General features: G+C 74.2%; 25 protein-coding genes and 1 tRNA gene. 12 read left to right on the top strand and 14 right to left on the bottom strand.

Annotated features, from left to right (window positions below; all coding sequences use genetic code 11):
- Positions 1 to 16 precede the first annotated feature (16 nt).
- From ACIQUR_RS20895 to ACIQUR_RS20885, 3 genes are all read left to right on the top strand, one after another.
- Positions 17 to 1,168 (top strand): acyl-CoA dehydrogenase family protein, encoded by a 1,152-nt coding sequence (locus ACIQUR_RS20895; protein WP_403666132.1) that lies wholly within the window; start codon positions 17 to 19, stop codon positions 1,166 to 1,168.
- Positions 1,169 to 1,258: 90 nt separating this feature from the next.
- Complete coding sequence (locus ACIQUR_RS20890; protein WP_403666277.1) at positions 1,259 to 1,492, top strand: YiaA/YiaB family inner membrane protein; 234 nt, start codon at positions 1,259 to 1,261, stop codon at positions 1,490 to 1,492.
- Between the two features lie 135 nt (positions 1,493 to 1,627).
- Positions 1,628 to 2,254: a TetR/AcrR family transcriptional regulator gene (locus ACIQUR_RS20885; RefSeq protein ID WP_403666130.1), complete on the top strand. Its 627-nt coding sequence runs from the start codon at positions 1,628 to 1,630 to the stop codon at positions 2,252 to 2,254.
- A 133-nt stretch (positions 2,255 to 2,387) separates the two neighbouring features.
- On the opposite strand, the gene ACIQUR_RS20880 is transcribed toward ACIQUR_RS20885, so the two are convergent.
- Positions 2,388 to 2,849: a MaoC family dehydratase gene (locus tag ACIQUR_RS20880; protein WP_403666128.1), complete on the bottom strand. Its 462-nt coding sequence runs from the start codon at positions 2,847 to 2,849 to the stop codon at positions 2,388 to 2,390.
- 119 nt (positions 2,850 to 2,968) lie between these two features.
- Between ACIQUR_RS20880 and soxR the strand changes: the two genes are divergently transcribed.
- A complete protein-coding gene (soxR, locus tag ACIQUR_RS20875) occupies positions 2,969 to 3,412 on the top strand; it encodes a redox-sensitive transcriptional activator SoxR (RefSeq protein ID WP_399957384.1) in 444 nt (147 codons plus the stop codon).
- On the opposite strand, the gene ACIQUR_RS20870 is transcribed toward soxR, so the two are convergent.
- The 4 genes from ACIQUR_RS20870 to ACIQUR_RS20855 form a co-directional block, all read right to left on the bottom strand.
- Complete coding sequence (locus tag ACIQUR_RS20870; protein WP_403666125.1) at positions 3,393 to 4,127, bottom strand: 3-keto-5-aminohexanoate cleavage protein; 735 nt, start codon at positions 4,125 to 4,127, stop codon at positions 3,393 to 3,395. The genes soxR and ACIQUR_RS20870 overlap by 20 nt on opposite strands.
- Before the next feature lie 14 nt (positions 4,128 to 4,141).
- On the bottom strand, positions 4,142 to 4,711 hold the full coding sequence (locus ACIQUR_RS20865; protein ID WP_403666123.1) for a hypothetical protein: 570 nt from the start codon (positions 4,709 to 4,711) through the stop codon (positions 4,142 to 4,144).
- Positions 4,712 to 4,887: 176 nt separating this feature from the next.
- On the bottom strand, positions 4,888 to 6,225 hold the full coding sequence (locus ACIQUR_RS20860) for a serine-threonine protein kinase (protein ID WP_403666121.1): 1,338 nt from the start codon (positions 6,223 to 6,225) through the stop codon (positions 4,888 to 4,890).
- 153 nt (positions 6,226 to 6,378) lie between these two features.
- Positions 6,379 to 7,620: an exo-beta-N-acetylmuramidase NamZ domain-containing protein gene (locus ACIQUR_RS20855; RefSeq protein WP_403666119.1), complete on the bottom strand. Its 1,242-nt coding sequence runs from the start codon at positions 7,618 to 7,620 to the stop codon at positions 6,379 to 6,381.
- 110 nt (positions 7,621 to 7,730) lie between these two features.
- On the opposite strand from ACIQUR_RS20855, the gene ACIQUR_RS20850 reads away from it, so the two are divergent.
- From ACIQUR_RS20850 to ACIQUR_RS20840, 3 genes are read left to right on the top strand one after another with little or no spacing between them, the layout of a single operon-like run.
- The gene (locus tag ACIQUR_RS20850) at positions 7,731 to 8,489 is read left to right on the top strand and encodes an SDR family NAD(P)-dependent oxidoreductase (protein WP_403666117.1); all 759 of its coding nucleotides are present in this window, start codon (positions 7,731 to 7,733) and stop codon (positions 8,487 to 8,489) included.
- A complete protein-coding gene (locus ACIQUR_RS20845) occupies positions 8,486 to 10,303 on the top strand; it encodes a class I adenylate-forming enzyme family protein (RefSeq protein WP_403666115.1) in 1,818 nt (605 codons plus the stop codon). Before ACIQUR_RS20850 ends, ACIQUR_RS20845 begins: the two co-directional genes overlap by 4 nt.
- Positions 10,304 to 10,361: 58 nt before the next feature.
- Positions 10,362 to 10,955, top strand: a complete 594-nt coding sequence (locus ACIQUR_RS20840; protein WP_403666113.1) for a TetR/AcrR family transcriptional regulator — start codon at positions 10,362 to 10,364, stop codon at positions 10,953 to 10,955.
- An 11-nt stretch (positions 10,956 to 10,966) separates the two neighbouring features.
- Here the strand turns inward: ACIQUR_RS20840 and ACIQUR_RS20835 are convergent, their stop codons facing one another.
- The 7 genes from ACIQUR_RS20835 to ACIQUR_RS20805 all read right to left on the bottom strand — a co-directional run bounded on the left by ACIQUR_RS20835 (position 10,967) and on the right by ACIQUR_RS20805 (position 16,284).
- Positions 10,967 to 12,199, bottom strand: a complete 1,233-nt coding sequence (locus ACIQUR_RS20835; protein ID WP_403666111.1) for an acyl-CoA dehydrogenase family protein — start codon at positions 12,197 to 12,199, stop codon at positions 10,967 to 10,969.
- A gap of 6 nt (positions 12,200 to 12,205) precedes the next feature.
- Positions 12,206 to 13,228, bottom strand: a complete 1,023-nt coding sequence (locus ACIQUR_RS20830) for a phosphotransferase family protein (protein ID WP_403666109.1) — start codon at positions 13,226 to 13,228, stop codon at positions 12,206 to 12,208.
- A gap of 189 nt (positions 13,229 to 13,417) precedes the next feature.
- Positions 13,418 to 14,338, bottom strand: a complete 921-nt coding sequence (locus ACIQUR_RS20825; protein ID WP_403666107.1) for an MBL fold metallo-hydrolase — start codon at positions 14,336 to 14,338, stop codon at positions 13,418 to 13,420.
- A 92-nt stretch (positions 14,339 to 14,430) separates the two neighbouring features.
- Positions 14,431 to 14,727, bottom strand: a complete 297-nt coding sequence (locus tag ACIQUR_RS20820) for a hypothetical protein (protein WP_403666105.1) — start codon at positions 14,725 to 14,727, stop codon at positions 14,431 to 14,433.
- A gap of 220 nt (positions 14,728 to 14,947) precedes the next feature.
- Positions 14,948 to 15,301 (bottom strand): DUF202 domain-containing protein, encoded by a 354-nt coding sequence (locus ACIQUR_RS20815; protein WP_403666274.1) that lies wholly within the window; start codon positions 15,299 to 15,301, stop codon positions 14,948 to 14,950.
- Between the two features lie 41 nt (positions 15,302 to 15,342).
- Positions 15,343 to 15,741, bottom strand: coding sequence for a YidH family protein (locus ACIQUR_RS20810; protein ID WP_403666103.1), 399 nt, complete (start codon positions 15,739 to 15,741; stop codon positions 15,343 to 15,345).
- A gap of 9 nt (positions 15,742 to 15,750) precedes the next feature.
- The gene (locus ACIQUR_RS20805; protein ID WP_403666101.1) at positions 15,751 to 16,284 is read right to left on the bottom strand and encodes an NUDIX hydrolase; all 534 of its coding nucleotides are present in this window, start codon (positions 16,282 to 16,284) and stop codon (positions 15,751 to 15,753) included.
- Between the two features lie 56 nt (positions 16,285 to 16,340).
- Between ACIQUR_RS20805 and ACIQUR_RS20800 the strand changes: the two genes are divergently transcribed.
- Positions 16,341 to 17,996 carry an FAD-binding dehydrogenase gene (locus ACIQUR_RS20800; protein WP_403666099.1) on the top strand — a complete coding sequence of 552 codons (1,656 nt, stop codon included), beginning with the start codon at positions 16,341 to 16,343 and terminating at the stop codon, positions 17,994 to 17,996.
- Positions 17,997 to 18,033: 37 nt separating this feature from the next.
- Here ACIQUR_RS20800 and ACIQUR_RS20795 read toward each other — a convergent pair whose 3' ends face one another.
- Complete coding sequence (locus ACIQUR_RS20795) at positions 18,034 to 18,501, bottom strand: ASCH domain-containing protein (RefSeq protein ID WP_403666097.1); 468 nt, start codon at positions 18,499 to 18,501, stop codon at positions 18,034 to 18,036.
- A gap of 203 nt (positions 18,502 to 18,704) precedes the next feature.
- On the opposite strand from ACIQUR_RS20795, the gene ACIQUR_RS20790 reads away from it, so the two are divergent.
- The 3 genes from ACIQUR_RS20790 (at position 18,705) to ACIQUR_RS20780 (ending at position 23,159) form a co-directional block, all read left to right on the top strand.
- Complete coding sequence (locus ACIQUR_RS20790) at positions 18,705 to 19,649, top strand: hypothetical protein (RefSeq protein ID WP_403666095.1); 945 nt, start codon at positions 18,705 to 18,707, stop codon at positions 19,647 to 19,649.
- 190 nt (positions 19,650 to 19,839) lie between these two features.
- The gene (locus ACIQUR_RS20785) at positions 19,840 to 21,375 is read left to right on the top strand and encodes an APC family permease (protein WP_403666093.1); all 1,536 of its coding nucleotides are present in this window, start codon (positions 19,840 to 19,842) and stop codon (positions 21,373 to 21,375) included.
- 320 nt (positions 21,376 to 21,695) lie between these two features.
- Entirely contained in the window at positions 21,696 to 23,159 is a 1,464-nt protein-coding gene (locus tag ACIQUR_RS20780; RefSeq protein ID WP_403666091.1) for an amino acid permease, read from the top strand.
- A gap of 173 nt (positions 23,160 to 23,332) precedes the next feature.
- On the opposite strand, the gene ACIQUR_RS20775 is transcribed toward ACIQUR_RS20780, so the two are convergent.
- A tRNA-Leu gene (locus ACIQUR_RS20775) sits at positions 23,333 to 23,417 on the bottom strand.
- Positions 23,418 to 23,629: 212 nt separating this feature from the next.
- On the opposite strand from ACIQUR_RS20775, the gene ACIQUR_RS20770 reads away from it, so the two are divergent.
- On the top strand, positions 23,630 to 24,955 hold the full coding sequence (locus ACIQUR_RS20770; RefSeq protein WP_403666089.1) for a M20/M25/M40 family metallo-hydrolase: 1,326 nt from the start codon (positions 23,630 to 23,632) through the stop codon (positions 24,953 to 24,955).
- Positions 24,956 to 25,040: the final 85 nt, after the last annotated feature.

Raw genomic sequence — 25,040 nt, 5'->3', positions numbered from 1 at the left:
GAACCCGAGGTGCCCGGTGAACCTGGAGCTGAGCGAGGAGCAGGCCGCCGTACGCCGACTGGCCCGCGAGTTCGTCGAGCGCGAGGTCGTCCCGTACGCCGCCGCCTGGGACCGCGCCGAGCGCGTGGACCCCGGCATCGTCAAGAAGCTGGGCGACCTCGGCTTCCTCGGCCTGACCGTCCCGGAGGAGTACGGCGGCTCCGGCGGCGACCACCTCGCGTACGTCCTGGTCACCGAGGAACTCGGCCGCGGCGACTCCGCCGTCCGCGGCATCCTCTCCGTCTCCCTCGGCCTGGTCGCCAAGACCGTCGCCGCCTGGGGGAGCGAGGAGCAGAAGCGGCACTGGCTGCCCCGCCTCTGCTCCGGCGAGGCCCTCGGCTGCTTCGGGCTCACCGAGGCCGGCACCGGCTCCGACGCCGCCCACCTCGCCACCCGCGCGGTCCGCGACGGGGACGGCTACGTGATCGACGGCAGCAAGATGTTCATCACCAACGGCACCCTCGCCGACGTGGTGCTGCTCTTCGCCCGCACCGGCGAGGAGCCCGGCCACCGGGGGATCTCCGCCTTCCTCGTCCCGGCCGACACCCCAGGCCTGACCCGCCGCGAGATCCACGGCAAGCTCGGCCTGCGCGGCCAGGCCACCGCCGAACTGGTCCTCCAGGGCGTCCGGGTCCCCCAATCCGCCCTCCTCGGCCCCGCCGGCAAGGGCTTCTCCGTCGCCATGTCCGCCCTGGCCAAGGGCCGGATGTCGGTGGCCGCGGGGTGCGTCGGGCTGGCGCAGGCGGCCCTGGACGCGGCCGTCTCCTACGCCGGACAGCGCGAGCAGTTCGGCCGCACCATCGCCCACCACCAGCTCGTCCAGGAGCTGATCGCCGACATCGCCGTCGACGTGGACGCGGCCCGGCTGCTGACCTGGCGGGTGGCCGATCTCATCGACCGGGGGCGGCCGTTCGCCACCGAGTCCTCCACCGCCAAGCTCTTCGCCTCCGAGGCCGCCGTCCGCGCCGCGGGCAACGCCCTCCAGGTGCACGGCGGTTACGGCTACATCGACGAGTACCCGGCGGGCAAGCTGCTGCGCGACGCCCGCGTGATGACCCTCTACGAGGGCACCAGCCAGATCCAGAAACTCGTCATCGGCCGTGCGCTGACCGGCGTTTCGGCCTTCTGAGTTCTGAGTACGGCCCTGAGTACGAGCGCGGATGTGGCGCCGGCCACACCCGCCGATCCTGGGGCCATGACATCGATGAACCCCACGCCCATGCACCCGGCGCGCCCGGCCGGCACGCCGGGCAAACCGCAGAACACCGGCGCCTATTACGGGCAGGCCGTCGCCTCCTTCGCCATCGCGCTCGCCGCCGTGGCCATCGGGATCTACCAGCTGGACGCCGACGGCTGGGTCCGCGCCTTCCTCGGGATCGGCGTGCTGTACCTCACCACCTCCGCCTTCACGCTGGCCAAGGTGATCCGCGACCGCCAGGAGGAGGGACGCTAGGGCGCCCGGGGGCCGACCCCGCACCCACCGCGCCCCGCTCCCGCCTCCCTCCCCGCCCCGTCCCGTCCCCGAGATCGGGCTAAGCGCTTGCTCACCCTCCGGTAAGGTGGTCAGTCAACGGGGAAAGGGTGAGCGATGGACGGCGTGGAGGAGCAGGTCGGGGAGTACGTGCCCTGGTCGGAGGTCACCCCCGACGCGGCCCGGCGGCTGCTGGTCGCCGCCGTCGACGCCTTCGCGGCACGCGGGTACCACGCCACCACCACCCGTGACATCGCGGGCCGCGCCGGCATGAGCCCCGCCGCCCTCTACATCCACTACAAGACCAAGGAAGAGCTGCTCCACCGGATCAGCCGCATCGGCCACGACAAGGCCCTGGAGATCCTCCGGAGTGCCGCCGACGGCCCCGGCACCGCCGCCGACCGCCTCGACGCCGCCGTCCGGTCCTTCGTCCGGTGGCACGCCGCGCACCACACCACCGCCCGCGTGGTCCAGTACGAACTCGACGCCCTCGGCGACGAACACCGCACCGAGATCGTCGCCCTGCGCCGCGAGAGCGACGCCGCGGTCCGCCGGATCCTGGCCGACGGGGTCGCGGCGGGGGAGTTCGACGTACCCGACGTGCCCGGCACCACGCTCGCCGTGCTGTCCCTGTGCATCGACGTCGCCCGCTGGTTCGACGTGGCCGGCCGCCGCACCCCCGACGAGGTCGGCGCGCTCTACGCCGACCTCGTGCTGCGCATGGTGGGCGCCCGGACCGCCTGACGGCCTGCCTGCCTGGCGCCCGGACGGCCTGCCTGCCTGGCGCCCGGACGGCCTGTCGGCCTGCCTGGCGCCCGGACCGCCTGGCGCCCCGACCGCGGGTGTTTCCGGGCGGGGTCCGGGTGCCGCGAGTGCCTCAGAAGTAGTAGCGGGAGACCGTCTCCGCCACGCACACCGGCTTGTCGCCGCCCTCGACCTCCACGGTGACCGTGGCCGCGACCTGCACGCCCCCGCCCGCCTCGGTGACCGCGGTGATCACGGCCGAGGCGCGCAGCCGCGAGCCCACCGGCACCGGCGCGGGGAAACGCACCTTGTCCACGCCGTAGTTGATGCCCATCCGCATCCCCTCGACCCGCATCACCTGCGGGACCAGGCTGGGCAGCAGCGACAGCGTCAGGTAGCCGTGCGCGATGGTCGAGCCGAACGGGCCGGACGCCGCCCGCTCCGGGTCCACGTGGATCCACTGGTGGTCGCCGGTCGCGTCGGCGAACAGGTCGATCCGCTTCTGGTCGACCTCCAGCCAGTCGCTGGGCCCGAGCGGGGCGCCGGTCCCGGCGACCAGCTCCTCGGCGGACGTGAAGATCCTCGGCTCGGCCATGCCTCTGCCTCCCATGGGGGTCACTTGATTAAGCGCTTGCTCAGAATGGCTTGCCCAGGATGCTCGGGCGCGGCAGCCCTGTCAACGCGTCCACCGGACCGCCCAGTAGGGTCGGCGGAGTGCCCCAGATCCCAGAGAAGATCCACGAACTGACCGTCGGACAGCTGTCCGCCCGCAGCGGCGCCGCCGTCTCCGCGCTGCACTTCTACGAGTCCAAGGGCCTGATCAGCAGCCGCCGCACCACCGGCAACCAGCGCCGCTACAGCCGCGACACCCTCCGCCGCGTCGCCTTCGTCCGCGCCGCGCAGCGCGTCGGCATCCCCCTCGCCACCATCGGCGAGGCCCTCGCCCAGCTGCCCGAGGGACGCACCCCCACCCGCGAGGACTGGGCCAACCTCTCCGCACACTGGCGCGCCGTCCTCGACGAACGCATCGCCCGGCTCGGCCGCCTCCGCGACCAGCTCAGCGACTGCATCGGCTGCGGCTGCCTCTCGCTCAAGACCTGCGGCCTGTCCAACCCCGACGACGAGTTCGGCAACCGCCTCACGGGCTCCCGGCTGTGACCCCGTCCCGCACCGCCACCGCGGCGGCCACCAGCTGAGCGTTCGACACCGCCGGCCGGCCGTCGGGCAGACACCGCGTGTCCGCCACCCCGGCCCGTACGTCCAGCCCGCGCCCGGCGGCCCACCGCAGCACCGGCCACGCCGCCGCGTCCACCCCGTACGCCAGCACCGGCAGGCCCGGCACCCCCGCGGCCAGCCCGTCCACCACCACCCGGGCCGCACCCGGCGCCCCCGCGGGATCCCCGCCGGACACGGCCACCGCCACCCGCAGCACCCGGCCCCGCAACGGCGAACCCAGGAACCGCCCCAGGCCCGCGGAACCCGTACGCACCAGCGCCTCCACCCCCACACCGCGCGCCAGCAGCAGCCCCGCCAGCTCCTCCGCACCCGGCAGCGCCCAGTCCACCGCCGCCACGTCCGGCAGCTCCGCCCACTCCCGCACCCGGTCGCCCCCCACGTACGCGTCCACCCCGACCGGCACGCCCACCGCCGCCCGCACCTCCGCCAGCAGCGGCCCCAGCACCCGCGGCGACAGGCTCTCCCGCCCGCACGGGGTCCGCGGCCGCACCCGCACCTCACCCGCACCCGCCGCCACGGCCGCCACCGCCGCCTCGGCCAGCGCGGCCGGGGACAGCGGCACGGCCGGCCCGTCCACCGCACTCCGCGCCCCGTTCAGGGCCGCCAGGATCAGCACCACCCCACCATCCTGTGACATGTCACGCCGTACGGTCACGCCGCACGCCCCGCCACCCCCACCACCCCGTCGTCCAGCGCCCCCGCCAGCACCGGCGGCGGCACCACGATCCCGCACCCCCCGCACACCGGCCCCCGCCCCGCCCCGGCCGGCCACCGCAGCTCCGCCTCCCCGCACACCGGGCACCCCGTCCCCGGCACCTCCGCCTCCAGCGCCCGCACCAGCCGCCGCAGCACCTCGCCCAGCGCCCCCTCCGGCCGCACCCCCGGATCCGCGCAGGGCACCACCGCGGCACCGCTCCACGCCCACTCCGGCGTGCGCACCCCCACGTGCTTCTCACGCCGCCGCCGCTCCGCGAACTGCCGCTCGTACGCCAGCCACACGCCCCGCGCGTCCTCCAGCTCCTCCAGCGCCGCCACCAGCCGCAACGGGTCGCAGCCCCGGTCCTCCGGCCCGATCCCGTGCCGGTCGCACAGGTGCCACCAGGTCGCCCGGTGCCCGTACGGAGCGAACCGCTCCAGACACCGCCTCAGCGAATGCCGGCGCAGCGCACGGTCGTTGGACGCGTCGCGCACCTGCACCGCCAGACTCCGGAAACCCGCCATCGCGCAGCCACCTCCATCGCTCGTGCCCGGGTGCGCCGGGGGAGAGACGATCCGGAGGGCGCTCCGGCTCCATCGACGACACGATGGGAACCATCACCGGCGCTGTGCCCAACATGCCCGGACCCGGGCGGGCGCATGCCGAGCGCACGGGGCGCCCGGGTGGCATTGGCGCGATCTCAGCGGCCGATCCGGCCCGCCGCGACCACGATCCGGGCGAGTTCCTCATGGCAGATGTCACTGTGCGCCCCCGAGGGCGCCCCACCGCGCCGCACCACCGACGCCGCGTCGACACTGACGCATCCCGCACCCGGCAGCCCGTCCCGCAGCGCCGCCTCCAGCGTCAGCCGGACCGCCCCGCCGACCGCCCGCACGCCGTCGTGGCCCATGGCACCCCAGCGCTCGTCGAAGCCCGCGAAGGACGAGGAGTCCCCGGCCATCCGCGAGGCCAGCGGGTAGAACACCCGCAGCGCCGCGTCATGCCGCGAATAGCAGCACACCACCGGACCCGCCACCCGCCGCTGGAGCCCCCGCAGCGCCCCGCCACTGCTCCGCGCGTGCGGCAGCGAGTCCGCGAACGCGTAGTGCGAGAAGGCACCCTGAAGGAGCGTCAGAGAACGGACGTGGCGCGCGTCCGCCGGTACGCCCCGCAGCGCGTACGCCACCAGCCGGGCGCCGAAGCTGTGGCCGACCAGATGGACCCGTACGCCCGGCCGCGCCCCCGCCAGCTGCGCCAGCACCGGCCCCAGCCCCCGCTCGCCGACCTTGCCGGCCCGCCGCTTCATCTCGTAGTACGTCGCCTGGCGCAGCAGCTCCCTGCCGCCGCCCCACAGCCTCTTCAGCCCGCCGCCCACCGAGAACGAGGCCTCCGGCCCGGCGCCATCCGCCCCGGCCTCCCGCAGCCCCTCCGTGAGCAGCCGGCACAGCACCAGCGGGTCCTCCGCGAGCAGCGCGGGCACCGGACCGCCCGCGACGTCGTCCGCACCGTCCGCCGGCGCCACCGCGGCCGGCCCGCCCTCCGCCGAGCCCTCCGCCGCGACCTCCGGACCGGCGAGCAACTCCCGCACCAGGAAGCCGAATTCGGCGAACGCCTCCGCCGACTCCGGCTGCTCCCGCAGCAGTGCCGCGATCCGGTCCAGCTCCGCGCCGCGGCCCGGCCAGAACTCCCCGAGCGCCGCCCGCGTCCCCGCGTCGAGCTCCGGCCCGGGGGCCGGGGCGCCGGCCGCGGCGGGGGAGTCGAAGTCGGGGATCGGCTCGTCGGAGAACCGGATCGACGGCCACACCACGCCCACGTAGCCCAGCCGGACCCCCGGGGAGCCGGCCACCAGCGCGGGGAAGGGGGCGAAGAACCGGTCGTACAGCCGCGTCGAGGTGGACCGGTCGCTGTTCCAGCCGTGCGAGAACACGATCAGGTCGGTGGCGTCCAGCCCGGCCGGCGCCGCGCGCTGCCGCGGGTCGCAGTCCCCGTCGGCGTCGAAGGTCAGTTCCGTGTACGGTCCCACGCCCACACCCGACATGACGGCCCCCTCCCGCACCGCACCGTGCACCGGAGCACCAGCATCCCGCCGCCCCGGGCCCGCGGCCAGACCCGTGACCGACCGAGCCGCACGGTCACATGTCACCGTGTACGGTCACCCGTCACACCGGACGCCCCCGCCCCACCCGCCCCGTCACCCGTAGAGCAGGTACTCCTCCCGCACCCCGCGGAACCGTTCCAGCTCCGCCTCCCAGGAGGCCGTCACCTCGTCCACCCCGGCCCCCGCGTCGATCAGCGTCCGCACCCGGTCCGAGCCCGTCAGCCGGTCGATCCAGTGGTCCGGCCGCCACGCGAACCCGCTCCACACCCGCCGCGCCGTCACCAGCAGCCCGATCCCGGTCCGCACCGGGTCGAAGACCTCCCGGTCGTGCACCAGCAGCCGCACCCCGCCCACCGTCCGCCCCTGGAACTTCGAGAACACCGGCGCGAACCACGCCTCCCGCACCCACACCCCCGGCAACCCCAGCGCGTCCGCCGCCTCCGCCCACCGCCGGTCGATCCCCTCCGCGCCCAGCAGCTCGAACGGCCGCGTCGTCCCCCGCCCCTCCGACAGGTTCGTCCCCTCGAACAGGCAGGTCCCCGGATACACCAGCGCCGTGTCGGGCGTCGGCATGTTCGGGCTCGGCGGCACCCACGGCAGCCCGGTCGCGGCGAAGTCCATCCCGCGCCGCCACCCCGCCAGCCGCTCCACCCGCAGCCGCACCGCCCCGCCCAGGAACTCGCCGTTGAACAGCAGCGCCAGCTCCCCGGCCGTCATCCCGTGCGCCAGCGCCACCGGCTCCCGCCCCACGAAACTCGCGTACGCCCGGTCCAGCACCGGCCCCAGCGCCCGCACCCCGCCCGCCGGATGCGGCCGGTCGAGCACCACCACCCGCTTCCCCGCCCGCGCGGCCGCCGCCATGCAGTCGTACATCGTCCAGACGTACGTGTAGAACCGCGCCCCCACGTCCTGGATGTCGAACACCACCGTGTCCACGCCCGCCGCCTCGAACGCCGCCGCCAGCGCCCGCCCGTCACTGCCGTACGTGTCGTAGACCGGCAGCCCCGTCGCCGGGTCCCGCCGCACCGCCTCCGAACCCCCGGCCTGCGCCGTGCCCCGGAAGCCGTGCTCCGGCCCGAAGACCGCGACCAGGTCCACCCGGGGGTCGGCGTGCATCAGGTCCACGACGTGCCGCGCCCCGGGGCCGGTGCCGGTCGGATTGGTCACCACCCCCACGCGCCGGCCCGCGAGCGAGGCGTACCCGCTCCCGGCCAGCCGCTCGAAACCCGTCCGCACCCGCCCCGGCGCGGCGCCCGCCGCGCCCGCCGTTCCCACCGTGCTCACCGCGCCGGCCGCCCCCACGCCGGCCAGCAGTCCTCGTCTCGACAGGCTCATACCGGCCCACGCTAGGAGAACGCCCCCTTCCGGCCCGGCATACCGACCGGTTAGTCTGCCGCCGGGCCGGGCAACCGGCGCCGCCGGCCGACCAGGAGGAGTGGATCCGCGTGGGTGCGTTCGAGGGACAGCGTGTCGTCGTCACCGGAGCGGGCGGGGGCATCGGCGCCGCCCTGGCCCGCCGGTTCGCCGAGGAAGGGGCCCGGCTCGCCGTCAACGACCTCGACCCCGGACGGACCGCCGGCATCGCCGCCGAACTGGACGCCCTCGCCCTCCCCGGCGACGCCTCCGCCATCGCCCCGGCCGCCCTGGCGGCCTTCGACGGCACCGTGGACGTCTACTGCGCCAACGCCGGCATCCCCGCCGGCGGCGACGCCTTCGCCGACGAGGACGCCTGGGCCGCCGCCTGGGACACCAACGTCATGTCCCACGTCCGCGCCGTCCGCACCCTGCTGCCCGGCTGGCTGGACCGCGGCCGCGGCCGGTTCGTCTCCACCGTCTCCGCCGCCGGCCTCCTCACCATGATCGGCGCGGCCCCGTACAGCGTCACCAAGCACGGCGCGCTCGCCTTCGCCGAATGGCTCTCGCTCACCTACCGGCACCGCGGCCTCGACGTCCACGCCATCTGCCCCCAGGGCGTACGGACCGACATGCTGACCGCCGCAGGCACCGCCGGGGAACTGGTCCTGGCCCCCACCGCGATCGAACCCGCGGACGTGGCCGACGCCCTCTTCGAGGGCATGGCCAAGGGCCGCTTCCTGATCCTCCCGCACCCCGAGGTCGCCGACTACTACCGGACCCGGGCAACCGACCCCGAGCGGTGGCTTGGCAGCATGAACCACCTGCAACGGAACTGGGAGGGCGCATGACGGAACGGGCCGGCCGCACGGAGCCGGAGACGGCCGGGGCGTCCCGCTACGCCGCCCGCCCCTGGCTCGCGCTGCTCGGCCCCGCGCAGCGGGCGCCCGTCAGTCCGCCGCCCAGCGTGCTCGCCGCCTTCCGCTCCGCCGTGGCCCGCGCCCCCGGCCGCACCGCCCTCGCCTACTTCGACGGGCGCCTGAGCTACGCCGAGACGGACGCCCTCTCCGACGCGGTCGCCGGCCACCTCGCCGGCCGCGGCGTACGCCCGGGCGACCGCGTCGCCGTCATGCTCCAGAACACCCCGCACTTCGTGCTGGCCGTACTCGCCGCCTGGAAGGCCGGGGCCGTCGTCGTCCCGGTCAACCCCATGTACAAGGCCGGTGAGGTGTCACATGTGCTGCGTGACGCCGAGGTGTCGGCCCTGGTCTGCGCCGACCACGCCTGGGACGGCTTCCTCCGCGACGCCCTCGCCACCGCGTCCCCGGCCACCACCGTCCACACCGTGCTCACCGCCCGCGACCACGACCTCCAGACCCGCGACGACCCCCGCGTCCTCCCCACCCGCCGTCCCCCGCACCCGGCGGCCCCCGCGGCGCCGTCCGCCCCGGCCGCCCCGGTCGCCCCGTCCGACCGGCCGGCCCCCGCCGGCCTCCCCACCGCCCCCACCCCCACCGACCTCCTCACCGCCGCCCGCCAGGGCGGCCCCGCGCCCGAGGTCCCCGCCCCCGGCCCCGCCGACCCGGCCCTCATCAGCTACACCTCCGGCACCAGCGGCGCCCCCAAGGGTGCCGTCAACCCGCACGGCGCCCTCACCTACAACGCCGAACGCCAGCGCACCGCCCACGCCCTCCCCGAGGGCGCCCGCTACTTCGCCCTGGCCCCCCTCTTCCACATCACCGGCATGGTCTGCGAACTGGCCACCTGCCTCACCAACGCCGGCACCCTGGTCCTCACCCACCGCTTCGAACCCGGCACCGTCCTCGACGCCTTCAGGGAACACCGCCCCCACTACACGGTCGGCCCCGCCACCGCCTTCATGGCCCTGGCCGCCCACCCCGACGTCACCCCGGACCACTTCGCCTCCTTCCGGATCGTGTCCTCCGGCGGCGCCCCCCTGCCGCCCGCCCTCGTCACCCGCCTCCGCGACACCCTCGGCCTCGAACTCCGCAACGGCTACGGCCTCACCGAGACCACCGCCCACTGCACCTCCGTACCCGTGCACCGGACCGCCCCCGTCGACCCGGCCTCCGGCACCCTCTCCGTCGGAGTCCCCGGAGCCGACACCGTCGTCCGCATCGTCGACGACCACGGCGCGGAGCTGCCCTTCGGCGAGACCGGCGAGATCGTGGTCCGGGGCCCCCAGGTCGTCCCCGGCTACTGGCGCCGGCCCGCCGACACCGCCCGCGCCCTCCCCGGCGGCGAACTCCGCACCGGAGACGTCGGGTTCATGGACCCGGAGGGCTGGCTGTACGTGGTCGACCGCAAGAAGGACATGATCAACGCCTCGGGCTTCAAGGTCTGGCCCCGGGAGGTCGAGGACGTCCTCTACACCCACCCCGCCGTCCGCGAGGCCGCCGTCGTCGGCGTCCCCGACCCGTACCGCGGCGAGACCGTCAAGGCGTACGTGAGCCTGCGCCCCGGCACCGACGCCACCCCCGGCGCCCTGGCCGCGCACTGCGCCGACCGGCTGGCCGCCTACAAGTACCCGCGCACGGTGGAGATCCTCCCCGCGCTGCCCAAGACCACCAGCGGCAAGATCCTCCGCCGGGAGCTCCGCGACCGGGCAGCCGGACCCGGCCGGATTTCGCCGGTGGCCCCCTGACCCGGCACACTCGTCCGGCAGTCGTTCACGCACACGCACACGAAGGCAGGTGGCGGTCATGGCCAGGTCCACGGACACGGAGGACACCCCCGTTCCCCAGCGGCTGCTCGCCGCCGCCACCCGGCTGTTCGCCGACCGCGGCTACGACCGCACCTCCGTCCAGGAGATCGTCGAGGCCGCCGGCGTCACCAAGGGCGCGCTGTACCACTACTTCGGCTCCAAGGACGACCTGCTGCACGAGGTGTACGCGCGCATGCTCCGCCTCCAGCAGGAGCGCCTCGACGCAGTGGCCGGATCCGACGCCCCGGTCGAGCAGCGGCTGCGCGCCGCGGCGGCCGACGTCGTCGTCACCACCATCGAGAACCTCGACGACGCGATGATCTTCTTCCGGTCGATGCACCAGCTCAGCCCGGAGAAGAACAAGCAGGTGCGCGCCGCCCGCCGCCACTACCACGAGAGGTTCCGCGCCCTGATCGAGGAGGGCCAGCGGGCCGGGGTGTTCTCCACGGCCACCCCGGCCGACCTGGTGGTGGACTACCACTTCGGCTCCGTCCACCACCTGTCCACCTGGTACCGCGCCGACGGCCCGCTGAGCCCGCAGCAGGTCGCCGACCACCTGGCCGACCTCCTGCTGCGCGCCCTGCGCCCGTAGCGGCGCCGCCGTCACAGGTACCGCTTCAGCTCCCGCCGCGCCAGCGACCGCTGGTGCACCTCGTCCGGACCGTCCGCCAGCCGCAGCGTCCGCGCCGCCGCCCAGAGTTCGGCCAGCGGCTGGTCCTGGCTCACCCCGCCCGCCCCGTACAGCTGGACGGCCTGGTCGAGGATCCCGACCACCGCGCGCGGGGTGGCGATCTTGATGGCCTGGATCTCGGTGTGCGCCCCGCGGTTGCCCACCGTGTCCATCAGCCAGGCCGTCTTCAGCACCAGCAGCCGCAGCTGCTCCACGGTCACCCGGGCGTCCGCGATCCAGTTCTGCACGACGCCCTGCGCCGCCAGCGGCTTGCCGAACGCGGTACGCGCGACCGCCCGCCGGCACATCAGCTCGATCGCCCGCTCCGCCATGCCGATCAGCCGCATGCAGTGGTGGATGCGGCCCGGCCCCAGCCGCGCCTGGGCGATGGCGAAGCCGCCGCCCTCCTCGCCCACCAGGTGGTCCGCCGGCACCCGCGCCCCGTGGAACAGCACCTCCGCGTGGCCGCCGTGGTAGTGGTCCTCGTACCCGTACACCTTCATCGCGCGCCGCACCTCGACGCCCGGGGTGTCCCGGGGCACCAGCAGCATCGACTGCTGGCGGCGCACGTCCGGGCCGTCGGGGTCGGTCTTGCCCATCACGATGAACACCCGGCAGTCCGGGTTCATCGCCCCGGAGATGTACCACTTCCGCCCCGTGACCACGTACGCGTCGCCGTCCCGCTCGATCCGGGTCTCGATGTTCGTCGCGTCGGAGGAGGCCACCTCCGGCTCGGTCATCGCGAAGGCCGAACGGATCTCACCGGCCAGCAGCGGCTCCAGCCACCGCTTCTGCTGCTCCTCGGACCCGAACTGGGCCAGCAGCTCCATGTTCCCGGTGTCCGGGGCCGCGCAGTTGAGGGCCGTGGGCGCCAACTGGGGGCTGCGCCCGGTGATTTCGGCCAGCGGTGCGTACTGGAGGTTGGTCAGGCCGGCGCCCCGGCCCTCGCCCGGCGCCCCGTGACCGTCCACGAAGAAGAGGTTCCACAGCCCCTGCCGCCGTGCCTCCGCCTTGAGTTCGGCCACCACCGGGGGCGTGTCCCAGGGGGAGGCGAGGCCGGCGCGCTGCTCCTCCGCGACCGCCTCGGCCGGGTACACGTACGCGTCCATGAAGGCCAGCAGCCGCTCCCGCAGCTCCTCGGTGCGCGCGTCGTATGCGAAGTCCATGCCGGATCAGCCTTCCTGAAGGGTCGTCAGGCCGTGCTCGATGAACACGGGAACCAGGGCGCCGATCTGCTCGAAGCCCGCGCCGACCGTCTGGCCGAGCGTGTAGCGGTAGTGGATGCCCTCCAGGATCACGGCCAGCTTGAACCAGGCGAAGGCCGTGTACCAGGCGATGCCCGAGGTGTCCCGGCCCGACCGTGCGGCGTACCGCTCGACCAGCTCGGCGGGGGAGGGGTGGCCGGGGGCGCCGCTGGTGGTGCTCACCGGGGAGTCGCCCAGGCCCAGGTCGGAGCTGTACATCACGAGCAGTCCGAGGTCGGTGAGGGGGTCGCCGAGCGTGGACATCTCCCAGTCCAGCACCGCCGCGATCCGGTCCTCGGCGTCGACGAGGACGTTGTCGAGGCGGTAGTCGCCGTGCACCACCGTCGGCGCGGGGGAGGCGGGCAGCCGGCGGGCCAGGGTGGCCTGGAGCTCGTCGATGCCGGCCAGTTCGCGGCTGCCGGAGGCCGCGAGCTGCTTGGCCCACCGGCGCAGCTGCCGGTCGAGGAACCCCTCGGGCCGGCCGAAGTCGCCCAGTCCCACCTCGTCCGGGTCCACCCGGTGCAGGTCGGCCAGGGTGTCCACGAGCCGCAGCACCACGTCCCGGGTGCGGGCGGGGCCGAGCGGGGCCAGCTGTGCGGCGGTCCGGTACGGGGTGCCGTCCACGAGCTCCATGACGTAGAACGGCGCCCCGATCACCTCGTCGTCCTCGCAGAGCAGTACGGGCGCGGGCACCGGCACCCGGGTGCCGTGCAGGGCCCGGATCACCCGGTGCTCGCGGGACATGTCGTGCGCGGTGGCGAGGACGTGCCCGAGCGGCGGCCGGCGGACCACCCAGCGGGTGTGGCCGTCGGTCACCGCGTAGGTGAGGTTGGAGCGGCCGCCCTCGATCAGCCGGCCGGTGAGGGGGCCGGCGGTGAGCGGCGGCCGCTCGCGGTCGAGCCGCTCGCGGAGCCGAGCCAGGTCGAGGCCCCGGGGGCCGGCTGGGGTCATGGGCGCACCTTCCGTCGGGAGGGGTGGGCGGATCGTCGCTGCCGCGTCCCGCCCATCATGCCGACCAGTCGGTATGCCGTCCAGGGGGTGGCCGGATCCCTCCTCTCCGGAGAGCCCGCCCGCCCTGGCCCCCCGGCCCCGGCCGCCCGGCCCCCGGCGCGGCCGGGCGGTCGGGCGGTCGGCCCCGTGTCACGCGTGACAGGCGACCGGCGTCCCGCCGTTCATCTCGGTCATGTCCGTCAGCAGGGCGACCAGGTCCAGCCGCGAGCCGCCCGGCTCGCCCGCCAGCTCGGCGTACGCCCGGTGCAGGTTGGCCACCAGCCGCTCGGGCTCCCGCCATTTCGCGAACTCCCCGAGGTCCGCCCGGCGGGCCGCCTCCAGCGGCGTGATCCCCTTGGCCCGGCCCTCCTCCGCCAGCGTCCCGACGAACCGCAGGTACCGCTCGGTCGCGTCGTACGCCGAGGCGTCGGTCAGCGGCCCGTGCCCCGGCACGACGGTCCGCGCGTCCAGCGAGCGCAGCAGGTCCAGGGCGCGGAGCGAGCCGGAGAGCGAGCCGAACGGGATGAACGGGGTGCCGCCCGCGAAGACCAGGTCGCCGGTGAAGACCACGCGCCGGTGCGGCAGCCACACCACCGAGTCGCCCGTCGTGTGCGCGACGCCCGGGTGCAGCACCCGTACCTCGGTGTTCCCGATGTGCAACGTCACACTGTCGTCGTACGTCAGCGTGGGCGCGGTGATGCTGATCTCCCCGAAGTCCGTCCGGGGCCAGATCAGGTGCAGCTGGTGGCCGGCGTCGAGCTGCTCCCGCCGGCTGTCGTGGTGCGCCACCACGGTCGCCTCGGGGAACACGCAGTTGCCGTAGGTGTGGTCGCCGTGGTGGTGCGTGTTCACGATGACCGAGGGCACCGCCGCGCCGGCCGCCGCGACGGCCTCCCGCAGCCACAGCGCCCGCCGCCGGGTGGCGGCCGTGTCCACCAGCAGGGTCCGTCCGCCGTCGCCGACGAACCCCGCGTTGCTCAGGCACCAGCCCCCGTCGGGCTGGACGTAGGCGTACACCTCGGGCGTCAACTCGACGGTGTAGGGCTCTTCGACGGTCGTTCCTGCGGTCATCACGGCTCCCCGGGTCGTGGTGCGGGCGGCAGCATCCTGCCAGCCGCCCCGCGCCCCGGGGGAGGGGGCCCCGGTGCGGGGCCCCCGGGCGGTCAGTGGTCGTCCCAGTGCCCGTCGTGCGCGGCGTGCCGGTGTCCGTCGTGCAGGTAGTCCAGGTGGTCGCCGTGCTCGACGGCGGGGTGCCCGCAGCCCTCGCCGTGGGCGTGCTCGTGGGCCTCGTGCGCGACGTGCGCGGTCGTCTCGCACTCGTCCCAGTGGCCCGAGTGCTCGCGGTGCAGGTGGCCGTCGTGGGCGTAGTCGACGTGGTCGCCGTGCGGGACCTCGGCGTGACCGCAGTCCGGCCCGTGGGCGTGCTCGTGGGTGCCGTGCTCTTGGTGCAGGGTGGTCATGGGCCGAGGCTAGTCCGTAGTGCCCTGGTATGTCCTGACGGACCGGCGTGCCGCGGGACAAGCCCGACCATCACATCAGCCCACGACAGCGCCCGGCCGCGCCGCCCGGGATCCGCCGCCCGGGATACGCCGGCCGGGATACGCCGGCCGCACCGATCGGCCGCCGCACCTGCCGGCCGCACCGACCGCCGGCCGGGCCCGCCCGCCGCGGGACGCCCGCTCAGGACGCGAGGATCACCACCACCGCGAAGCCCGACAGCACCGCGATGCCCAGCCCGGCCGAGAGCGCGTGGTGGACGGGAAGCAGCGCGGGCCGCGGCGCGGCCAGCGCCCGGATCCGGCGGTGGGCCACCACCAGGAACCCCGCCCAGACCAGCGTGATCAGCGCGGTCCCCGCCACCGTGACCGGCGAACCGGAGCTCCGCAGCGCCTGCTTGAGCGCCAGCACCGCCACCACCGTGCAGGTCAGGGTGGTACGCCGCCACGCCAGCCGGGTCCGCTCCGGCTGGAGCCCCGGATCCCGCGCCGTCGCCCCGTCGTCCGCCGTCGGCCCGGCCCCGCCGGCCCCCGGCACCCCGCCGGCCCCCGGAGGCCCGCCCGCCCCCGGCACCCCGGTCACTGCCCCGCCGTCCAGCCCAGCAGGACGACCACGATCATCACCACCGCGACGAGCGCCACGCCCAGCGTCAGCACCACCGGGAACCGGGAGGGCGGCAGGTCCTCGCCCCGCCGCATGGCCCGCTCGCACCGCATCCAGTGGTTGACCGCCCGCAGCGCACAGGCCGCGCCGACGACCAGCAGCGCGACCGCGATCCCGACGCGTACGCCCCACCGCAGGTCCGGCAGGAACTGGTCCACCGCGAACCCGCCGCCCACCAGCGCCAGCGCGGTCCGCACCCAGGCCAGGAAGGTCCGCTCGTTGGCCAGCGAGAACCGGTAGTCCGGGGTGCCGCCCTCGTCGCGGAGCAGCTCCGGCGAGAACCAGAAGCGCACGTCCTTCAGGAAGTCGATCACCCGGGCAATCTACTGCGGCCCCTCCCCGCGCCCCGCCCGGAAGGCCCTCAGCCGCCGGTACGCGTCGAGCCCGTCCGGCACCCACGCCCAGCCGTCGAGCCGCCGCTCCAGCTCGGCCTCGTCGAGGAAGGCGTGCCAGGCCACCTCCTCCGCCTGTGGATCGACCGCCATGTCACACCGCACCTCGTGCACGTACGACCACCAGGACTGCCCGGTCGCCGGGTCCTCGTACAGGAACTTGAAGAGCGGCACGGGCTGCGGCAGCCCGGACACCCCCAGCTCCTCCTCGGCCTCCCGCAGCGCGGCCTCGGCGTAGCTCTCGCCCGCGCCCACCACGCCGCCGACGAACATGTCGTACATCGACGGGAACACCAGCTTCGTCGCGGTCCGCCGGTGCACGAACACCCTCCCCTCGGCGTCGCGGGCCTGGACGAACACGCACCGGTGCCGCAGCCCCCGCTCGTACATCTCGCCCCGGGTGGCCCGCCCCACCACCCGGTCGTTCTCGTCCACGATGTCCAGGATCTCCTCGGAAGCGCTCATGGATTCATCCAAGCACCGCTGTTGACGGGTTACCGCCGCGTAGCCAAGATCTGGCCATGGCGTACGACGCAGACGTGATCGTTATCGGAGCCGGACTCGCGGGCCTCGCGGCCACCGCCGAGCTGGTGGACGCGGGCAGGAAGGTGATCCTGCTCGACCAGGAGCCCGAGCAGTCCCTCGGCGGCCAGGCCCACTGGTCCTTCGGCGGCCTGTTCTTCGTCGACTCGCCGGAACAGCGGCGCATGCGCATCAAGGACAGCCACGCCCTGGCCCTCCAGGACTGGCTCGGCACCGCCGGCTTCGACCGGCCCGAGGACCTCTGGCCCCGCCGCTGGGCCGAGGCGTACGTCGACTTCGCCGCGGGCGAGAAGCGGTCCTGGCTGCACGCCCAGGGCGTGCGCTTCTTCCCCGTCGTCGGCTGGGCCGAGCGCGGCGGCTACGACGCCAACGGGCACGGCAACTCCGTGCCCCGCTTCCACATCACCTGGGGCACCGGCCCCGGCCTGGTCGAGCCCTTCGAGCGGCGGGTGCGCGCCGGGGTGGCCCGGGGCCTGGTCGAGCTGCGGTTCCGGCACCGCGTCACCGGCCTCGGCCGCAGCGCCGGCGCCGTGGACACCGTCACCGGAGAGGTCCTGGAACCCTCCTCGGTCGCCCGCGGCCAGTCCAGCAGCCGCGAGGTCACCGGCGCCTTCGAACTCCGCGCCCAGGCCGTGATCGTCACCTCCGGAGGCATCGGCGGCAACCACGACCTGGTGCGCGCCCAGTGGCCGGCCCGCCTCGGCACCCCGCCCGCCAAGCTCCTCTCCGGTGTGCCCGCGCACGTCGACGGCCTGATGCTCGGCATCACCGAACGGGCGGGCGCGCGCCACATCAACAAGGACCGCATGTGGCACTACACCGAGGGCATCGAGAACTGGGACCCCATCTGGCCCCGCCACGGCATCCGCATCCTGCCCGGCCCCTCCAGCCTCTGGCTCGACGCCACCGGCAAGCGGCTGCCCGTACCGCTCTTCCCCGGCTTCGACACCCTCGGCACCCTCGAACACATCATGCGCACCGGCCACGACCACACCTGGTTCGTGCTCGACCAGCGCATCATCGGCAAGGAGTTCGCCCTCTCCGGCTCCGAGCAGAACCCCGACCTCACCGGCCGCTCGGTCCGCGACGTGATCAACCGCGCCCGGCAGGCCGTGCCCGGCCCGGTCCGGGCCTTCATGGACCACGGCGTGGACTTCGTCGTCGAGCGCGACCTGTCCGCCCTGGTCCGCGGCATGAACGCACTCACCAAGGAGCCGCTGATCGACGAGGAGGCGCTGCGCCGCGAGATCGTCGCCCGCGACCGCGAGATCACCAACCCGTTCACCAAGGACCTCCAGGTCACCGCCATCCACGGGGCCCGCAGGTACCTCGGCGACAAGCTGATCCGCACCGCCGCGCCGCACCGCATCCTGGACCCGAAGGCCGGCCCGCTGATCGCCGTACGGCTGAACATCCTCACCCGCAAGTCCCTCGGCGGGCTGGAGACCGACCTCTCCTCCCGGGTCCTCACCGAGGGCGGCGAGCCGCTGCCCGGCGTGTACGCGGCCGGGGAGGCGGCCGGCTTCGGCGGCGGGGGCGTGCACGGCTACCGCGCCCTGGAGGGCACCTTCCTCGGCGGCTGCCTGTTCTCCGGCCGTACGGCGGGCCGCGCGGCGGCGGCGGCCACCGGCTGACCCGGCACCGGCCGGGCCCGGCGCCGGCCGGGGCCCGTCAGCCCCGGCCGTCCGCCGTCCCGGCCGTGCTTCCGTGCGCCGGGCCGACCCGCTCGACCACCCGGAACCGCTCGGCGACGACCACCGTGTCATCGGTGACGTGGTACTCCGGGTCGCCGACGGCCGCCCGGACCGGCTCGCTGTGCCAGAACTCCTCGTGCACGGCGCGCCACTCGGCCACGGACGTGTACCCCTCGCCCTCGTCGAGGGCGTGCCGCAGGTCCACGTCCGCCAGCCGCAGCACCCGTACGCCGGTCACCTCGACCACCGCCACCCCCAGCCCGGCGGAGTCCACGAGCAGCGCGCGGTCGCCCGGCCGCGGCAGCGGCTCGCCCTCCGCCTCGTACTCGTCCAGCAGCCCGGTCGTGGTCGTCTTCGCGCCGCCGAGCACCGCGGCGACCAACTGGTCGCGCAGCGGACCCGGAAAGCCCAGCAGGAACGGCGGGAGGTTCTCGTACGTGCTCACCGCGGCAGCGTAACCCGGCCGGCACCCCCGCCGCCGGGGCGAACCTTCCAGCCAACTACGCTGCATTCCGGACCAGTTGAAACGCGCCACGTAGTGGACTGGACCTTGACTCGGAGCAACCCCTACCGCTTTGCTGTGCGTGATCATTCGCTCGTAGACCGTAGTTGACACCGATGACCGTGTGCCTGGAGGGAAGTCCGCGGATGTCGCCGCCTCCGCCGCCGCCCTTCGGCCGCCCCCGCAAGAAGGACGACCAGTTCTTCGACCCCGCCCTCTGCGACACCGAACTCGTCGACGTACGCGGTCAGTTCACCCAGGGCCGCTGGGTCAAGGCCCGCTCCCTGCTGGTCGCCACCGGAGACGACTGGGACCGCCGCGGCCACCGGGTGGTCGTCCTCGCCGAGACCCCGGCCGCCGTGGCCTGGTCCCGCGAATGGCTCCTCGCCGAACCCGAGAGCGCCGACGCCGCGACCCTCCTCGCCTGCGCCCAGGTCTTCGCCGCCCTGCGCGGAAAGGGTTCGCCGGAGAAGGCCGAGCAGGCCTGCCGCGCCGCCGCGGCCCGGGAACCCGCCGACCCCACGCCCTGGCTCGGACTCCTGCTGCTGGCCCGCGCCTTCGGCCCGGCCGAGGAGTTCACCCGCACCTTCGACCAGGTCCGCGCCCGGCACCGCGAGCACCACCACGCCCACCACCTGATGGTCGCCCGGCTCGCCGAGCACGCCCCGGCCGCCGGCCCCGACCCGCTCCACGAGGTGTACGACTTCGCCGCCTGGGCCGCCGAGGAGTCACCGGCCGACTCCCCGCTCGCCGTGCTGCCGGTCATCGCCCACGCCGAGCGGTACCGCGTGCTGGCCGCCGAGGGACACGCCCCCGGCGCCGCCGACCACTGGTCGGGCCGACGCGCCCGCCAGGTGCTGCGCTCGGCCTTCGACTGGTGGCTGGAGTGGGAGCGCGAGGACCACCCGCGCAACCGCATCGACCTCAACTTCCTCGCCCACGCCAAACTCTGCGAGGGCCGCCCGGCCGAGGCCGCCGCCCTGTTCCACCGGATCGGCCGGCACGCCACCCCCGCCCCCTGGTCGTACCCCGACCTCGACCCGCACCAGGCCTTCCTGGCCGCCCGCAGCGCGGCCCTCGGCTCGGCCTGACCCCCGGCACCACCCGCCCCGCCCAAGCACCACCGCGCCCCACCCCCGGCACCACCCGCCCCACGCTCCACCCCCGCACCCGCTCCACCCCTCCGCAACGCAGCACGCCGCACCACGCCGCACCACGCCGCACCACCGTCGGGACCATCCCCAGCCCGACCCCACCCCCGTTCGGAAAGGACCACCCGCCATGGCGACGGGCAGTTCCAGCACGCTCCCCGGCACGGCCGAGATACGCACGTACAAGGGACAGGACCGCGCGCTGCGCGCCGACCGGCTCGGCACCGCCGGCCTCCTGCTCTCCGTACTCGCCGCCAGCGCGCCCCTGATGGTCGTCGCCGGTGTGATGCCCACCACGTTCGGCGTGATGGGCATCGTCGGACAGCCCCTGCTGTTCGTGATCCTGGGCCTCGTCCTGGCGCTCTTCGGCGTCGGGTACGCCGAGATGAGCCGGCACGTCCACAACGCCGGCGCCTTCTACGCGTACATCGCCCGCGGCCTCGGCCCCACCGCGGGCGCCGGCGCCTCGCTGGTCGCCCTGGTCGCGTACAGCGCCATGCAGGTCGGCGTCTACGGGATCCTCGGCTTCGAGGTCTCCGGCCTCTTCGCCACCTACCTCGACACCGAGGTCGCCTGGTGGATCCCCGCCCTGGCGGGCGTCGCCGTCACCGGCGCGCTGGGCTGGCTCAAGATCGACCTCAACGCCCGGGTCCTCGGCGTGCTGCTGCTCGTCGAGTGCGCCCTCGTCGTCATCTTCGACGTCGCCGCCCTTGTCGAGCCGGGCCCGGAGGGCCGCTCGCTCGCCGCCTTCGACCCCTCCGCCCTCGGCGGCGCCGGCCTCGGCACCGCCCTGTGCTTCTGCATCGCCGCCTTCGTCGGCTTCGAGCAGTCCCCGGTGTACGCCGAGGAGACCAGCCGCCCGCACATCGTCGTCTCCCGCGTGATGTTCCTCGCGGTCGGCTTCGTCGCCCTCTTCTTCGCCCTCAGCGCCTGGGCCCTGACCGTCGCCACCGGCCCCGGCGCCGTGGTGGAGACCTCCGCGAAGGCCGGGCCCGGCCTGCTCTTCGAACTGACCGGCGCCCGCCTCGGCACCGCCTTCACGGACGTGCTGCACGTGCTCTTCGTCACGGGCATGTTCGCCGCCATGCTCAGCTTCCACAACGTCGTCGCCCGCTACGCGTTCGCCATGGGCCGCGAGGGCCTGCTCCCCTCCGCCTTCGGCCGCACCAGCCCCACCAGCGGCGCTCCGGCCACCGGTTCGCTGCTCCAGACCGTGGTCTCCGTGCTCGTCGTGGCCGCCTTCGCCCTCACCGACGACAAGCCGGCGGGCGACCCCACCACCCCGGTCCTGCACCTGTTCACCTGGATGGGCAGCGTCGGCGCCTTCGGCGTCACCGTGCTGATGGCCACCGCCTCGTTCGCCGTCATCGCCTTCTTCGTACGGCGCGGCGCGGCCGGCGCCCAGGTCTGGCGCCTGGCCGCGGCCGGCCTGGCCGGACTCGCCCTGCTCGGCATCGCCGTCTACACCGTCAAGGACTTCGGCGTCCTGGTCGGCGCCGGCCCCGGCTCCTCCCTGAGCTGGATCCTGCCCGGCCTCATCGGCGCCGCCGCGGTCCTCGGACTGCTCCACGGCACGGTCCTGCGCTCCCGCAACCCCGAGGCGCACGCCCGCATCGGCCTGGGCAACGAGGCCTTCCGCCTCGACCAGGCCGCCGCACACGACTGACCCCCGTCGCGTACCACGTCACACGTCATCCGGCGCGTCACCGATACCGCGCCACACCCCACCGAACCGGGCGGACCGCAGCAGCGGTCCGCCCGGTTTTGGCTGATCCAGTCGCTCATGGTCTCCTTGTGGCCGTTGTACCCATGCCCAGGACCGCGCCCGCAGGCCCGAGTCCGGGCGCCGGGTCACCGACGGGGCGATCCCCGGAGGTGCGGAGCGACCGCCGGACCGGCGGACCTCCGGCACCGCGGGCGGACCACAACAGACCGCCTCCGTGCCGCCCGGACCTGCCTGTCCCATCCACGAAGGCGAAGTCATACATGAGTGACCGCACCCTGACCGCGGCCCAGACGACCGCGGCGACCCCGCACGTCGACGCCGGTGACGAGGGCTACAGCAAGGACCTGAAGTCCCGCCACATCAACATGATCGCGATCGGCGGAGCGATAGGCACCGGCCTCTTCCTCGGCGCGGGCGGCCGCCTCGCCGGAGCCGGCCCCTCGCTGGCCATCGCGTACGCGGTCTGCGGCGTGTTCGCCTTCTTCGTCGTACGGGCCCTGGGCGAGCTGGTCCTCTACCGCCCCTCCTCGGGCGCCTTCGTCTCCTACGCCCGCGAGTTCATGGGCGAGAAGGGCGCGTACACCGCCGGCTGGCTGTACTTCCTCAACTGGTCGACCACCACGGTGGCCGACATCACGGCCGCCGCCACCTACGCCCACTTCTGGGCCATGTTCAGCGACATCCCCCAGTGGATCCTCGCGCTGATCGCCCTCTCCGTGGTGCTGGCCGCCAACCTCATCTCCGTCCGCTACTTCGGCGAGATGGAGTTCTGGTTCTCGATCGTCAAGGTCGCCGCCCTGGTCGCCTTCATGCTGGTGGGCATCTACCTCGTCGCCACCAGCCACCCCATCGACGGCCACACCCCGGGCCTGTCCAGCATCACCGACAACGGCGGCCTCTTCCCCTCCGGTGTGCTGCCGATGCTGCTCGTGGTCCAGGGCGTCGTCTTCGCGTACGCCTCCGTCGAGCTGTGCGGCGTCGCGGCCGGCGAGACCGAGAACCCCGAGAAGATCATGCCCAAGGCGATCAACTCGATCATGTGGCGCGTGGGCGTCTTCTACGTCGGCTCGGTCGTCCTGCTCGCCCTGCTGCTGCCGTACACCGCCTACTCCGGCGACCAGAGCCCGTTCGTCACCGTCTTCGACAAGCTCGGCGTCCCCGGCACCGCGGGCATCATGAACCTGGTCGTGCTGACCGCCGCGCTCTCCTCCCTGAACTCCGGCCTCTACTCCACCGGCCGCATCCTGCGCTCCATGGCGATGTCCGGCTCCGCGCCGCGGTTCACCGCGCGCATGAACAAGGGCAAGGTCCCCTACGGCGGCGTGCTCTTCACCGCCGCCTTCGGCGTGGCCGGCGTGGCCCTGAACTACTTCGTGCCCTCCGACGCCTTCGAGATCGTCCTGAACCTCGCCTCGATCGGCATCCTCGGCACCTGGGCCATGGTCATGATCTGCTCGCTGCTCTTCTGGCGCCGCTCGCAGGCCGGCCTGGTCACCCGCCCCGGCTACCGGCTGCCCTGGGCCCCGTACACGCAGATCGTCACGCTGGTCTTCCTCGTCACCGTGCTGGTCCTGATGTGGAGCGACGGGGGAGTGGGCCGCCAGACGGTGATGTTCCTGCCCCTGATCGGCGCCGCGCTGGTCGGCGGCTGGTACCTGGTCCGCCGCCGGGTGGCCGCCATCGCCGCCGGCACGGACACCGCGACCGCGACGCGCAACCGCTGACCACGTCCCGCGACGCCGAAGGGCCCCGCGGGCCGGGACGCTCCCGGCCCGCGGGGCCCTTCGCGTTCCCCCGGGCGCCCGGTCACCGGTGACACCGCAATGTCACACGTGACCGCCGCACCCGGCCGGGTAACGGCGAGGACCCCAGCCGTGTCGACTGGGGTCCTCATCTGTGTCCGAGGGGGGACTTGAACCCCCACGCCCGATAAAGGGCACTAGCACCTCAAGCTAGCGCGTCTGCCATTCCGCCACCCGGACAAGGTGTCTGTCTCGCGTCCCTTCCGGGCCGCTCCGACGAAGAGAACATTACCAGGGATTCGGAGTGCTCCGATCACACCCCCCGCGCGCCCCCTCCGGGCCCGCTCCCACGCCCCGGTCCCCGCGGGTCCGGCCGGGTCCGGCCTTGGGCCGCGGCGCCGGGGGCGAGAGGATGAGGGGGATCACCGGCACCGAGTGTGGGAGGAAGCAGCGTGAGCGAGTCGAGCACCGGCAGGACCGTCTCCGGCGAGGACGAGGTCGTCGACCTCTGCCGGGAGCTGATCCGGATCGACACCAGCAACTACGGCGACCACTCGGGCCCGGGTGAGCGCAAGGCCGCCGAGTACGTGGCGGAGAAGCTCGCCGAGGTCGGCCTGGAGCCGCAGATCTTCGAGTCCCACAAGGGGCGCGCCTCCACCGTCGCCCGGATCGCGGGCGAGGACCCGTCCAAGCCCGCCCTGCTCATCCACGGGCACACCGACGTGGTCCCGGCCAACGCGGCCGACTGGACCCACCACCCGTTCTCGGGCGAGGTGGCCGACGGCTGCGTGTGGGGCCGCGGGGCCGTCGACATGAAGGACATGGACGCGATGACCCTCGCGGTCGTCCGCGACCGCCTGCGCAGCGGCCGCAAGCCCCCGCGGGACATCGTGCTGGCCTTCCTGGCCGACGAGGAGGCCGGCGGCACGTACGGCGCCCGCCACCTGGTCGACAAGCACCCCGACCTCTTCGAGGGCGTCACCGAGGCCATCGGCGAGGTGGGCGGCTTCTCCTTCACGGTCAACGAGAACCTGCGCCTCTACCTGGTCGAGACGGCGCAGAAGGGCATGCACTGGATGCGCCTCACCGTCGAGGGCACCGCGGGCCACGGCTCGATGACCAACAACGACAACGCCATCACCGAGCTGTGCGAGGCCGTCGGCCGGCTGGGCCGGCACCAGTGGCCGGTCCGGGTCACCAAGACGGTGCGGTCCTTCCTGGACGAGCTCTCCGACGCCCTGGGCACCCCCCTCGACCCCGAGGACATGGACGGCACCCTCGCCAAGCTCGGCGGCATCGCCAAGATGGTCGGCGCGACCCTGCGGAACTCCGCGGCCCCCACGATGCTCGGCGCCGGCTACAAGGTGAACGTCATCCCCGGCCAGGCCACCGCGCACGTCGACGGCCGCTTCCTGCCCGGCTACGAGCAGGAGTTCCTGGCCGACCTCGACCGGATCCTCGGCCCCCGGGTCAGGCGGGAGGACGTGCACGGCGACAAGGCCCTGGAGACCGACTTCGACGGCCGTCTGGTCGACGCCATGCAGACCGCCCTCAAGGCCGAGGACCCGATCGCCCGCGCCGTGCCGTACATGCTCTCCGGCGGCACGGACGCGAAGTCCTTCGACGACCTCGGCATCCGCTGCTTCGGCTTCGCGCCGCTCCAGCTGCCGCCCGAGCTGGACTTCGCCGGCATGTTCCACGGCGTCGACGAGCGCGTACCCGTCGACGGCCTGAAGTTCGGCGTGCGCGTGCTCGACCGATTCATCGACAACTGCTGAACGGTCGCCAAGGTGTTCGCACACCACGCGGAAGAGTGAATGCGACCATAAGCTCGTAGCCCTGGTTGGTCCTCCTCGTTGTTGG

Origin of the sequence: Streptomyces sp. NPDC101132 (assembly GCF_044759225.1) — a bacterium.
In the GTDB taxonomy this organism is placed as follows: Bacteria; Actinomycetota; Actinomycetes; order Streptomycetales; family Streptomycetaceae; genus Streptomyces.
This window is presented reverse-complemented; position numbering and strand designations above follow the sequence as displayed.